Annotated in this window: 11 protein-coding genes; 9 read left to right on the top strand and 2 right to left on the bottom strand. The window is 74.6% G+C overall.

The window, feature by feature from the left end; genetic code table 11:
• Nucleotides 1–125 precede the first annotated feature (125 nt).
• From L3X23_RS14340 to L3X23_RS14330, 3 genes are read left to right on the top strand one after another with little or no spacing between them, the layout of a single operon-like run.
• Nucleotides 126–1,160, top strand: a complete 1,035-nt coding sequence (locus tag L3X23_RS14340) for a LacI family DNA-binding transcriptional regulator (RefSeq protein ID WP_237192692.1) — start codon at nt 126–128, stop codon at nt 1,158–1,160.
• Nucleotides 1,161–1,185: 25 nt separating this feature from the next.
• Nucleotides 1,186–2,085: a PfkB family carbohydrate kinase gene (locus L3X23_RS14335; RefSeq protein ID WP_237192691.1), complete on the top strand. Its 900-nt coding sequence runs from the start codon at nt 1,186–1,188 to the stop codon at nt 2,083–2,085.
• Entirely contained in the window at nt 2,082–3,020 is a 939-nt protein-coding gene (locus L3X23_RS14330) for a nucleoside hydrolase (RefSeq protein WP_237192690.1), read from the top strand. Before L3X23_RS14335 ends, L3X23_RS14330 begins: the two co-directional genes overlap by 4 nt.
• Nucleotides 3,021–3,197: 177 nt before the next feature.
• Here the strand turns inward: L3X23_RS14330 and L3X23_RS14325 are convergent, their stop codons facing one another.
• Entirely contained in the window at nt 3,198–3,944 is a 747-nt protein-coding gene (locus L3X23_RS14325) for a class II aldolase/adducin family protein (protein ID WP_237192689.1), read from the bottom strand.
• 316 nt (nt 3,945–4,260) lie between these two features.
• On the opposite strand from L3X23_RS14325, the gene L3X23_RS14320 reads away from it, so the two are divergent.
• From L3X23_RS14320 to L3X23_RS14295, 6 genes are all read left to right on the top strand, one after another.
• Nucleotides 4,261–5,367, top strand: coding sequence for a BMP family protein (locus L3X23_RS14320; RefSeq protein ID WP_237192688.1), 1,107 nt, complete (start codon nt 4,261–4,263; stop codon nt 5,365–5,367).
• 62 nt (nt 5,368–5,429) lie between these two features.
• On the top strand, nt 5,430–6,989 hold the full coding sequence (locus L3X23_RS14315) for an ABC transporter ATP-binding protein (protein ID WP_237192687.1): 1,560 nt from the start codon (nt 5,430–5,432) through the stop codon (nt 6,987–6,989).
• A complete protein-coding gene (locus L3X23_RS14310) occupies nt 6,989–8,257 on the top strand; it encodes an ABC transporter permease (protein WP_237192686.1) in 1,269 nt (422 codons plus the stop codon). The genes L3X23_RS14315 and L3X23_RS14310 overlap by 1 nt, the downstream gene beginning before the upstream one ends.
• Nucleotides 8,254–9,549 (top strand): ABC transporter permease, encoded by a 1,296-nt coding sequence (locus L3X23_RS14305; RefSeq protein ID WP_237192685.1) that lies wholly within the window; start codon nt 8,254–8,256, stop codon nt 9,547–9,549. Before L3X23_RS14310 ends, L3X23_RS14305 begins: the two co-directional genes overlap by 4 nt.
• A 2-nt stretch (nt 9,550–9,551) precedes the next feature.
• Nucleotides 9,552–10,478, top strand: a complete 927-nt coding sequence (locus L3X23_RS14300; protein ID WP_237192684.1) for an NAD(P)-dependent oxidoreductase — start codon at nt 9,552–9,554, stop codon at nt 10,476–10,478.
• Between the two features lie 19 nt (nt 10,479–10,497).
• Nucleotides 10,498–11,403 carry a pseudouridine-5'-phosphate glycosidase gene (locus tag L3X23_RS14295; protein WP_237192683.1) on the top strand — a complete coding sequence of 302 codons (906 nt, stop codon included), beginning with the start codon at nt 10,498–10,500 and terminating at the stop codon, nt 11,401–11,403.
• Between the two features lie 24 nt (nt 11,404–11,427).
• Here L3X23_RS14295 and L3X23_RS14290 read toward each other — a convergent pair whose 3' ends face one another.
• Nucleotides 11,428–11,994, bottom strand: coding sequence for a PadR family transcriptional regulator (locus L3X23_RS14290; protein WP_237192682.1), 567 nt, complete (start codon nt 11,992–11,994; stop codon nt 11,428–11,430).
• Nucleotides 11,995–12,138 lie beyond the last annotated feature (144 nt).

Below are 12,138 nucleotides of genomic sequence, written 5' to 3'. Positions count from 1 at the left end.
GCGTTATGCGTATAACGGCAACCTAGGCCGTGATCGGGGGCTCGCACAATGCGGTGCACGTCACCTCGCAACCAAGCGGGAGAGTCACTGCCGTCAGCGGTGGTTATGCGTCTAACATCGTCGCCGTGGACGTGGGGGAGCGGATGTCGCCGCCGAAGGGCCGGGTCAAGGCGACCGACGTGGCCGAGCACGCCGGGGTGTCGATCGCCACCGTCTCCCTCGTGGCCAACGGCAAGGCGGAGGGGCGGGTCTCGGCCGCCACGGCGGCGCGGGTGCGCGCCTCCATCGCCGCGCTCGGCTACGTCGTGAACCCGGCGGCCCGGTCGCTCGTCACCGGGCGCCACCATCGGGTCGCGCTGGTGGCCCACGACATCGCCAACCCGTTCATCGCCGCCACCGCCGCGGGCGTCGGCGAGGTGTTCGGCAAGGACATGCAGCTCATCCTCGCCGCCGCCACCGGCGAGGACGGCCCGCCGGACATCGCGACGATCTCCTCGTTCGGCGTCGACGGGATGCTCGTCAACATCGCCGGGATCCAGGACGACCCCCAGCTCGGCGAGGCCGGGTTCCCGGTCGTCGTGCTCGACGAGTCGCAGGGGCCGCCCGGGCTCTCCCGGGTCTACTTCGACGTCGGCATCGGCGCGACGCAGCTGTCCGAGCACCTGGCGGGGCTCGGCCACCGCGTCGTGGTCTACCTGGACTCCGAGCGCGTCCGCGAGACGTTCGACGACCGCCGCGAACGCTTCACCGCGGCCTTCCGGCAGCACGTCCACCGGGCCAAGATCGTGTCCGCCCGCTCCCGGATCGACATGCACGTCGCGCAGGCGCTCGTCGCCCGGTCGCTGCCGAGCTGGCGGCGCCAGGGCGCCACCGCGATCGTGACCGCCACCGACGTGCAGGCCTACGGGGTCCTCGCCGCCCTCGCCGCGGCGGACGTGGAGGTCCCCGGCGCGCTGTCGGTGGCCTCGTTCGACAACAACCCCATCGCCGCCGTGACCCACCCCCCGCTCACGTCGGTCGACCTCCCCGCCCGCGAGCTGGGCCGGGAGGCCGCGCTGCTCGTGGTCGACCAGATCGAGAAGGACGCGCGGCCGGGCCGCTCGGTGATCCTGCCGACCTCGCTGGTCGTGCGGCGCTCCACCGGCCCCGCCCCGACCTGATCCCCACTCCCAGGATGGTGCCCCCGTGTCCCCACCCGTCCCCCCGTCGCCGGGCCTCGTCGTGACGGTCGGCGACGTCGTCGAGGACGTCGTCGTCCACCCCGCCGGACCCACCCGCGTCGGCACCGACAACCCGTCGACGATCGTGCGGTCGCGCGGCGGCAGCGCCGCCAACGTCGCCGCCTTCGCCGCCGCGCTCGGCCCGGCCCGCTTCATCGGCCGGGTCGGCGAGGACGCCCTCGGCGCGGCCCTGGCCGCCGACCTGCGCGCGAGCGGCGTCGAGCCGCGGGTGCAGCGTGCGGGCCGCACCGGGTCGATCGTGATCCGCATCGAGCCGGACGGCGAGCGCACCATGTTCCCGGACCGGGCCGCGGCCGCCGAGCTCGCCGACGTCCCGCCCGCCTGGGTCGACGGCGCCGCCGCCCTGCACGTCTCGGCCTACGCGCTCGGGACCCCGGCCTCGGCCGCGACGGTGGCCGCCCTGGCCGACTGCGCCCGCACCCAGGGCGCGCTGCTCAGCGTCGACGCCAGCTCGGTCGCCCTGCTCGATGACCTCGGCGTGCAGCACTACCTGGACCTGCTCGCCCACCTCGCACCCGACCTGCACTTCGCGAACGCCCAGGAGGCCGCGCTGGTCCCGGCCGCACGGATCACCGCGCTGGGCGCCGTGGCGGTGGTGAAGAACGGGCCGTGGCCCGTCACCGTGCACCGACCCGGCCTGCCGGTCGCGCAGGTGCCCGTCCCGCCCGTCGAGCGGGTCAGCGACACCACCGGCGCGGGGGACGCCTTCGCCGCGGGGTACCTGCACGCCGTCCTGACCGGCGCGGACCCCGAGCGGGCCGCGGCCGCGGGCAGCGCGCTCGCCGCGCGGGTCCTCGCCGAGCCGGGCGCGATGCTGGCCCCGGCCGCGGAGGTGACGGTGTGAGCGTCCCCGTCGTCCCCGTCCTGCTCGACTGCGACCCCGGGCACGACGACGCGTTCGCGCTGTTCGTGGCGCTGGGGCACCCGGGCCTCGACCTGGTCGGGGTCACCACGGTCTGCGGGAACCAGACCGTCGAGCGGGTCACGGCCAACGCCGCGAAGCTCCTGGACCACCTCGGTGTGGAGGGCGCTCTCCCCCTGGCCCGGGGTGCCGAGCGCCCGCTCGCCCGCGATCACCGGGCCGCGCCGGACATCCACGGCGAGAGCGGGATGGACGGGCCGGTCCTGCCCGCGAGCAGCCGCGCGCTGGACCCCCGACCCGCCGACGAGCTCATCGTCGACCTCGTCCGGGCCCGGCCGGGCACCGTGCTCGTCGCGACCGGGCCGCTGACCAACCTGGCGCTCGCCCTGCGCCGCGACCCGGAGATCGCGCGGCTCGTCGGTGGGGTCGCGATCATGGGCGGGGCCGTGACCACGGGGAACGTCACCGCCTCGGCCGAGTTCAACATCTACGTCGACCCGGAGGCGGCCGCCGAGGTCTTCGCCGCGCCGTGGACCGTGACGATGATGGGCCTCGAGGTCACCCACCAGGCGCTGGCCACCCCGGACGTGCGCGCCCGGCTCGCCGCGCTCGGCGGGCGCGCCGCGGTGCTCGGCGGGGAGCTGCTGGACTTCTTCGGCGCGCGCTACCTGCAGCACCAGGGCTTCGCCGCCCCACCGGTGCACGACCTGTGCCCGATGGTGCACCTGGTCGCGCCCGAGGTGTTCACCACCGTCGAGGCGCCGGTCGCCGTCGAGGTCGCCGGGGCGCTCACCCTGGGGCGCACCGTGGTGGACCTGCGGGACTCCCCGCCCGGCCCCCGGCACGTCGTGGGCCTGTCGATGGACGCCGAGCGCTTCTGGGACGTCGTGCTGGAGGCGGTCGCGAGGCTGCCCTGAGTCGGTGACGCTTGGGCGGCCCGAGCACCGCTGAGCGACGCTTGGGCGGCCCGAGCACCGCTGGGTGACGCTTGGGCGGCCCGAGCACCGCTGAGCGACGCTTGGGCGGCCCGAGCGCCGCGGGCTGACGCTTGGGCGGCCCAAGCACCGCTGAGCGACGCTTGGGCGGCCCAGGCGTCAGGGCCGGGTGGCCGCCAGGTCCGGCTGCTCGGCCATGATCCGCTCGTAGAGGGCGGAGAAGCACAGTTCGGCGTACTCCACCGTGTGCTGCTCGGCGGTCAGCGTGGCCGCGGGCTCGGAGATGGGCACGGGCGTGCCCGCGGCCCGGGCCAGCAGCTCGCTCTGGAAGCAGCGCTCCATCGCCACGAACCACCACACCGCCGCCTCCAGCGAGGCGGCGGCCGTGAGGTGCCCGTGGTTGGCGAGGATGAGTGCGCGGCCCTCCCCGAGCCGGGCGGCGATGCGGTCGCCGTAGACCCGGTCCAGGACGACGCCGTCGAACTCCTCGAACACTGCGTGCCTGCCGTGGAAGGCGCAGGCGTCCTGGGTCAGGGGTGCGAGCGGTGTGTGCAGGCAGGCGAAGGTCTTCCCGTAGGGCGCGTGGGCGTGCGCCGCGCCGTCGACGTCCGGTCGGGCCGCGTGGATCGCGGAGTGGATGCAGAACGCCGCCCGGTTCACCGCGCCGTCACCCTCGACGACCTCGCCCGCCGCGTCGACCCGGATCAGGTCGTGGGGGAGCACGCCGCCGAACCAGCGGCCGAACGGCGCGACCCAGAACGTGTCGGGCTCGAGCGGGTCGCGCACGGTGATGTGCCCGGCCGCCCCCTCGTCGAAGCCGAAGCGCGCGAACAGGCGGTACGAGGCCGCGAGCCGGTGCTTGCGGACCGCCTGCTCGGTGGCCGCGGGGGAGAGTGTCGTGGTCATGCAACGCTCCATGAGGTTATTCGTTTTACCTCGTGCACCGTAGTCGCGCACGAGCCGACGGAGACGAGAATCCGCAGGTCGAAACAGCTTCGCCACCTGCGCGAAACATTGGTCGGGGAGGCGGCGACAGAGGTGACCAGCGCCACAGAGCGGCCCGTTCCCCTGGATCACGTTATGCGAATAACCTTCCGACCGCAGGGCTGACGGCCCGCCTGAACTTCCCCTGATCTCCGCTGATCTCCGCTGTTCCCCCCGAGGGCGCGGCCCACCGCCGGCGCGCTCCCACCACCGTCGACCTCCAGGAAAGAGGGACGTCGTGAACTGGATCCCCGCTCGACCCGGTGCCCGCCGCCGGGTCACCACCGCGCTGGCGAGCGCGGCGGTGCTCGGCGTCGTGCTCGCCGGCTGCGGCGACGGAGGCGTCGACCAGGCCGCGCCCGCGGGCGGCACGGACCGGCCCGCCCGCTCGGACTACTCCGCCTGCCTCATGGTGAGCAGCCTCGGCGTCGCGGACCGGTCGTTCAACCAGCAGGCCTGGGGCGCGCTGCAGAGCGTCGCCTCGGCCACCGGCATCCAGGTGAGCTACCTGGCCCAGTCCGGCTCGATCGACTACCCGCAGATGGGCGACCAGTTCGTCCAGCAGGGCTGTGACCTCATCGTCGGCATGGGCTTCAACACGACCGAGACGATCGAGCGCCTGGCCCCGCAGAACCCGGACATCGACTTCGTCCTCATCGACGACGTCGCGGGCGTCGACCTGCCGAACGTCAGCTCGCTGCACTTCCGCACGGACGAGGCCTCCTTCCAGGCCGGCTACCTCGCCGCCGGGATGAGCAAGACGGGCACGGTGGGCGTGGTCGGCAACGTCTCGATCCCGCCGGTCGAGCTCTACCTCGACGGCTTCGTCAAGGGCGTCGAGCACTACAACCAGGTCAACGGCACGTCGGTGAAGTCGGTCGGCTGGGACCCGGCGGCCCGCACCGGCACCTTCGTCGGCAACTTCACCGACGCCAACCGGGCGCGCCTGCTCGCCGAGTCGGAGATGCAGCTCGGCGCCGACGTGCTCATGGTGCTCATGAGCGGCGGCGGTACCGAGGCCGTCCGCGCCGCGGGTGGCCCCGCCGCGGGCCGCTACCTGATCTGGCCGGACAACGACGGCTGCGTGAGCAACGAGGCGAACTGCGACCTCTTCCTCACCAGCGTGCTGAAGAACATCCAGACCAGCCTCACCGACGTCGCCACGAAGGCCGTCGACGGCGCCCTGCCCGCGGGCACCTACGAGGGCACCGTCGAGAACGGCGGCGTCGGCCTCGCCCCGTTCCACCAGGCCGACGCGGCCGTGCCGCAGGCCCTGCGCGACCAGCTGAGCCAGGTCGGGACGGCCATCGTCGACGGTTCGGTCCAGACGAGCGCGGCCGGCTGACCCCGCGCACCGCGGGCGGCCCTCCGGTCGCCCGCGGTGCCGGCCCGAGGAGGGAGGTACTCGTGGTGCGACCCGCTACGGCGCAGGCGCCACCCCGGCAGGACACGGCCGCGGTGGTGGAACTGCGCGGGGTGAGCAAGGTGTACGGCACGCTGCGGGCGAACGACGGCATCAGCCTGTCGGTGCGCCCCGGCGAGATCCACGCGCTCGTCGGCGAGAACGGCGCGGGCAAGAGCACGCTGATGGGCATCCTGTCGGGCACGGTGCGGCCGGACGAGGGCCGCGTCGTGATCGACGGCGAGGACGTCACCGGGTTCGACGCCAAGGGCGCCATCGCCCGCGGGGTCGGCATGGTGCACCAGCACTTCCGGCTCGTCGGCGCGTTCACCGCGGCGCAGAACATCGCCCTCGGCGACGAGCCGCTGACCCGCCGGGGCCTGCTGGACACGGCCGCGGCGCGGCGGCGGGCCGCGGAGGTGTCCGAGCAGTTCGGGCTCGTGCTCGAGCCGGACGCCGTCGTCGAGGACATGTCGGTCGGCATGCAGCAGCGGGTGGAGATCGTCAAGACGCTCACCCGGGACGCCCGCATCCTGATCTTCGACGAGCCCACGGCGGTGCTCACCGACGAGGAGGCGGCGTCGCTGTTCCGGACGCTGCGCAGGCTGCGCGACGACGGCCGCGCCATCGTCTTCATCACCCACAAGCTCCGGGACGCCCTCGCGGTCGCCGACACGGTGTCGGTGCTGCGCCGCGGGCGCCTGGTGGCCACTCGCGATCCCGCCTCGACGAGCGTCGAGGAGCTCGGCACGCTCATGGTGGGCCGCCGGGTCGGCGGCGCCGAGCGGGCCGCGGACCTGGTGCCGCCGGACGCCCCGGTGCGCCTGTCCGTGCGCGGCGTGACGATGTCCAGTCGCACCCTGCACGGCACCCCGCTGCGGGACGTCGACCTGGAGGTCCACGCGGGCGAGGTGCTCGGGGTGCTCGGCGTCGACGGCAACGGCCAGCACGAGATCGTCTCGGTGTGCACCGGGGCGCAGACCCCGGACGCGGGCGAGGTGGTGCTCGACGGGACCCCGCTGACCGGGGCCGGACCCGCGGCGTTCCTGGCCGCGGGCCTCGGCGTCATCCCGGCCGACCGGCACGCCGAGGGGCTGGTGCTCGGCATGTCGATCGGCCGCAACCTGGTGCTGGACCGGCGCCACGACCCCCGCTTCTCCACGTGGCGCTCGCTCTTCCTGCGCGAGCGGGAGATCCGCGCGCACGCCCGCCGGATGATCGAGAAGTACGACATCCGGGCGCAGTCCCCGGACCAGCTCGTCGGCAGCCTGTCGGGCGGCAACCAGCAGAAGGTCATCGTGGCGCGGGAGATGGAGCGCGACCTCACCGTCATGGTCGCGGCCAACCCGACGCGCGGCCTGGACGTCGGCTCCATCGAGTTCGTGCACGGCAGGTTGGCCGCCATGGCCGGGGCGGGCGGTGCCGTGCTCGTCGTGACCTCCGACATCGACGAGGCCGTCGCCGTCTGCGACCGCATCGCCGTCGTCAGCTCCGGTGTGGTCACCGGCGTGGTGGCGGCACCGTTCGACCGGGACCGCATCGGCGTCCTGATGGGAGGCGACTGATGGTGATCGAGGCGCAGGCCCCCGCCGCGCCGCCGCGTCCGGGGCCCTCCCCGCGGCGCTCGGCCCGGGACGTCCTGGCGGCGGCCTACCGGTGGATCGGCACCCGCAACCAGGGCGTCGTCCTGCTGTTGTCGCTGGTCACGGGGTTCGCCGTGTCGGCCGTACTCATCGTGGCGACCACGGCGGACATCCGCATCGCGCTCGGCGGGCTGTTCCGCTACCCCGGCAACGCGCTCGCCGTCACCGGCGAGGGCCTCTGGTCCTTCTACACCGGGCTGTTCCGCGGCGCGATCGTCGACCCGGAGATGCTCGGGCGGGCGCTCGCCGATCCCTCGGTGGCCGCCTGGCGGCGGGCGCTGACCCCGCTGGGCAACACGATCACCGCGGCCGTCCCGCTGGCCATCGTGGGCGTCGGTCTGGCCATCGCCTACCGGTCGGCCGCCTTCAACATGGGCGCGCACGCCCAGATGGTCGGCGGCGGCATCGGCGCCAGCTGGGTGGCGTTCGGGGTGTCCGGCCTGCCCTGGCTGCTGCACGTGCTGCTGGCGATCGTCGCGGCGGTCGTGGGCGGGGCGCTGTGCGGCCTGCTGCCGGGCCTGCTCAAGGCCGTGACCGGGGCCAGCGAGGTGATCGTCACGATCATGTTCAACTACGTGATGGCGAACGTCCTGGTGTTCCTGCTGTCCTCGACGTTCTTCCGCGCCGAGGGCAACGGGGTGGCCAACCCGGTCGGGCGGGTCACCCCGCCGTCGGCCGCGCTGACCGACCTGGTGCCCTTCCTGCCGGTCAACACCGGCGCGATCGTGGCGCTGCTCGTCGTCATCGCCGGTGCGGTGCTGCTCAACCGCAGCAGGCTCGGCTTCGAGATGCAGATCGCGGGCGCGAGCCCGCGGGCCGCCGACGTCGCGGGCATCCGCCGCAAGGTGGTCGTCGTCTGGGCCTTCGTGATCTCCGGCGCGGTGTGCGGGATCGCGGGTGCGGTGCAGGTGCTCGGCGTCTCCCAGCAGCTGCAGGTGGAGTTCGGGCACACCATCGGCACGCTGGGGATCCTCGTCGCGTTCGTCGGGAACACCCGCCCGGTCGGGGTCGCGGGCGCGGCCCTGCTCTACGGCGCCCTGCAGGCCGGCGGGCTGACCGCCCAGCTGGACTCGGGTGTCAGCTACCAGCTCACCAACGTCATGCAGTCCCTGATCGTCATGTTCGTGACCGCGCCCGCGCTCATCGCGGCGATCTACCGGCTGCGCGAGAGACAGGGGGCCTCCCGATGACGCGCGCGGACACGCCGTCGAACACGGGCGCCCGGATCGACGAGGTCACCCGGTCGCTGGCCGAGCGGCTCGCCGAGCGGGCCCGGCGCAAGGCGTCCTGGTTCGTCGCCGCCCTCGCCGTCGGGCTGGCGCTGCTCGCCTGGAACGGCGGCGGGCAGCGCACCGACCTCGCGCTCGGGGCCTCCTCGGCCTCGACGGTGGTGACGGCACCGGTGTGGGTGTTCTGCGGCGTCGGCGCGCTCGTGGCGGCGGGCTGCGCCGTCGCGGTGCACCGGCTGCGGCGCGCGACCGGCCGGGTCCACTCGGTCCCGGTGCTCGTCGCCCTCGGGGTGCTGGCCGGGGTCGTCGGGGTGGTCGCGTGGGCGGCCCGCGGCAGCCAGGCGAGCCTCGGCGGCATCCTCGCCCTGTCCGTGGTGGCGGCGGTGCCGATCATCCTGGGCTCGACGTCCGGGGCGCTGGCCGAGCGCAGCGGCACCTTCAACATCGCCATCGAGGGGCAGCTGCTCGTCGGGGCCTTCGCCTCGGCGCTCGTCGCCTCCGTCACCCGCAGTGCGTGGCTGGGTCTGCTCGTGGCGCCGCTGGCCGGTCTCGCGCTCGGCGCGCTGCTCGGCGTGCTGACGATCCGGTTCCGGGTGCCGCAGGTGGTGGCCGGGTTCGTGCTGGTCGCGCTGGGCACGAGCCTGACCGCCTACCTGGCGGAGCAGATCATGGTGCCGGACCTCGCCACCTACAACTCGCCCCCGGTGTTCGCGGTGTGGCAGATCCCGCTGCTGTCGGACATCCCGGTCGTCGGGCCCGCGCTGTTCGCCCAGGGGCCGATCTTCTACCTGGCCGTGCTCATCGTCGTCGTGGTCGAGTTCGTGCTCCGGCGCACCCGGCTCGGACTGCGGGTGCGGGCCGTGGGGGAGGCGCCGCAGGCCGTCGAGAGCTCGGGCATCGACGCCAAGCGCATCCGGTTCTGGGGCACCGCGGTGTCCGGCGCGATCGCGGGCATCGGCGGCGCGGCCCTGACCATCGGCTCCGCGGGGCAGTTCGTCGCGGGCATGAGCTCGGGGCTCGGGTTCGTCGCGCTGGCCGCGGTCATCCTCGGGTCCTGGCGGGTGGCCCAGGGTGCGGCGTCGGCGCTGCTGTTCGGGTTCGCCTCGTCGGTGTCCGCCGTGTTCGGGCTGCTCGCCGTGGCGATCTCGCCGCCGCTGCTCATGACCGCGCCCTACGTCGTCACGATCCTGGTGGTGGCGGGGGTCGTCGCGAAGGGCCGCGGCCCGGCCGCGGCCGGCGGGGTCCTGGACTGAGCGTGCCCGGCCCGTCCCCGACCGTCGCCCTGCCCGACGACGACCTGCGCGCCCTCGCCGGTCCGTTCCCGTCCGGGGTCCGCACCGTGGTGTGGGACTGGCGGGAGCCGGGCCCGGTCCCCACCGAGGTGACGCTGCTGGTCAGCGAGCACAGCCCGCGCCCGCCCGCCCCGGAGGTCCTGGCCGCGCTGCCGCGGCTGCGCCTGGTGCAGCTGCCCTCCTCCGGCGTGGACCCCTGGCTCCCCGTCGTCCCCGCCGGGGTGGTGCTGTGCAACGGCCGCGGCATCCACGGCGCCGCCACCGCCGAGGCCGCGGTCGCCGGGGTGCTCGCCGTGCTGCGCAGGCACGGGGAGGCGCACGACGCCCGCCGCGCACGCCGGTGGGAACCCCTGGTCGTCGAGCAGCTGGGCGGGAGGCGGGTCACCGTGGTGGGCGCGGGGGACGTCGGCGGGCGGATCGCCACGATCCTGCGGGCCTTCGGCGCCGAGGTCGCCGTCGTCGGGCGGACGCCCCGCGCCGGCGTCACGACGCAGGCCGACCTGCCCACCCTGCTGCCGGCCACCGACGTGCTCGTGCTCGCCGTCCCGCTCACCGACGCCACCCGCGGGCTCGTCGACGCCGCGGTCCTGGCCGCGCTGCCCGCCGGGGCCGTCGTGGCCAACGTGGCGCGGGGCCCGGTCGTCGACACCGACGCGCTCGTGGCCGAGGTGGCGCGCGGGCGGCTGCGCGCCTACCTCGACGTCACCGACCCCGAACCCCTGCCCACCGACCATCCACTGTGGCACCTGCCCGGCGTCGTCCTCACCCCGCACACCGGCGGCGGCGAGACCGCCTGGCGGCGCCGCTTCGCCGAGCTCGTCCGCGAGCAGGTCCGCCGCGCCGCCGCGGGCCTGCCGCCGGTCAACGCCGTTCCCACCGTCCCCGCCTGACCCCTCCGGAGGAGAACCCATGTCCGTCGCCGTGTCCGACGAGGTCCGCACCGCCCTCGCCGAGGGCCGCCCGGTCGTCGCGCTCGAGTCGACGATCTTCACCCACGGCCTGCCCCGCCCGCGCAACCTCAAGGTCGCCACCGAGGCCGAGGCGATCATCCGGGACGCGGGCGCGGTGCCCGCCACCATCGGCGTGCTGGACGGCGTGCCGCGGGTCGGGCTCGCCCCGGACGAGATCGCCCGGCTCGGCGAGGACGACACCGTCGTCAAGATCAGCGAGCGGGACCTGCCGGTCGCGGTGGCCCAGCGCCTCTCCGGCGGCACCACCGTCGCCGCCACGGCCGTGCTCGCCCACGGGGCCGGGATCGCCGTGTTCTCCACCGGCGGGCTCGGCGGGGTGCACCGCGGGGCCGCGACGACGTTCGACGAGTCCGCCGACCTCGTCGCGCTGGCCCGCACCCCGATCCTGGTGATCAGCGCCGGGGTGAAGTCGATCCTCGACGTCGGCGCCACCCTGGAGCGGCTCGAGACCCTCTCGATCGGCGTGCTCGGCTACCGCACCACGGCCTTCCCCGGTTTCTACGTCCGCGACTCCGGGCACGCGATCTCCCACTCGGTGCAGACGCCCGAGGAGGCCGCCGCCGTGCTGCGGGCGCGGGACGCGCTCGGCATCCCCGCGGCGATGCTGCTGGCCAACCCGGTCGCCGAGGCGGCCCAGCTCGACGTCGAGGAGCACCGCGCCGTGCTGGCTGCCGCACTGGCCGCGGCCGAGGAGCAGGGGATCACCGGCAACGACACCACGCCGTTCCTGCTCGACTGGATCCAGCGCGCCACCGACGGCCGCAGCCTCGACGTCAACGTCGAGGTCTACCGCGGCAACGTCGCCCTCGGCGCCGCCGTGGCCACCGCGCTCGCGGGCGCGTAGTCCCGCGCCGGGTGGCCGGGCCCGTCAGCGCCGGGGATCGCGTTCGGCCCGCTCCCGGCGGAGCCCGTCGAGGTCGTCGGCGGCCAGGGCGGTCCAGAACCGCAGGGCGGCGTGCTCCATCTCCAGCCCCAGCTCGAGGGTGATCATGCGCGGCTCGGCCCACGGCTCCCGGCCGTGTCGGGCGACCATGTCCTCGTAGTCCGCGATCCGGCTCTCGTGCTGGCGGATCTGCTCGCGGGCCAGCTTCGGGACGTCGTCCGGGGAGCCGGCCTCGTTGAAGAACAGCTTGAGCTCGGCGACGTCTCGCATCTCGAAGTGCTCGGGGGTCGGTGCCGCGAGCCAGTCCCGCAGCGCGGCGCGACCCTCGTCGGTCAGCGAGTAGGTCTTGCGGCGCCGGCCGCCGTCCTCGGTGTCCAGGGCGAGCAGGCCCGCCTCGGCGAGCCGGTCCGGCTCGGAGTACAGCTGCGCGTGGGGGAAGTGCCAGAAGTAGCCGACGGAGCGGCTGATCGCCCGCTTGAGGTCGTACGGCGTCGAGGGCCCACGCAACGCGATCATCCCCAGGACCAGGTACGAGGTCGTGGACAGTCGCATCGGCTCTCCTCTCGTGCCGGCCGGCGCATCGCGGACTCTAGTGCCCCGTACGGGAAGGTTTAGCGCCGAACTCGGCGACCCAGTCACGCGTGGGTGGCGCCACCCCGGAGGACCGGACCCCGGGCTTCCCTTCTAACAGTCCGA

This window comes from Pseudonocardia sp. WMMC193, assembly GCF_021728735.1.
Lineage (GTDB): Bacteria > Actinomycetota > Actinomycetes > Mycobacteriales > Pseudonocardiaceae > Pseudonocardia > Pseudonocardia oroxyli.
Note: the sequence above shows the minus strand (reverse complement) of the source record. Positions and strands in the feature narration are given on the sequence as shown.

Excerpts from the sequence above, each read along its gene's own strand:
- L3X23_RS14325 (WP_237192689.1), bottom strand. The coding sequence starts at position 3,944 with ATGACCACGACACTCTCCCCCGCGGCCACCGAGCAGGCGGTCCGCAAG.
- L3X23_RS14310 (WP_237192686.1), top strand. The coding sequence starts at position 6,989 with ATGGTGATCGAGGCGCAGGCCCCCGCCGCGCCGCCGCGTCCGGGGCCC.
- L3X23_RS14305 (WP_237192685.1), top strand. The coding sequence starts at position 8,254 with ATGACGCGCGCGGACACGCCGTCGAACACGGGCGCCCGGATCGACGAG.
- L3X23_RS14295 (WP_237192683.1), top strand. The coding sequence starts at position 10,498 with ATGTCCGTCGCCGTGTCCGACGAGGTCCGCACCGCCCTCGCCGAGGGC.
- L3X23_RS14290 (WP_237192682.1), bottom strand. The coding sequence starts at position 11,994 with ATGCGACTGTCCACGACCTCGTACCTGGTCCTGGGGATGATCGCGTTG.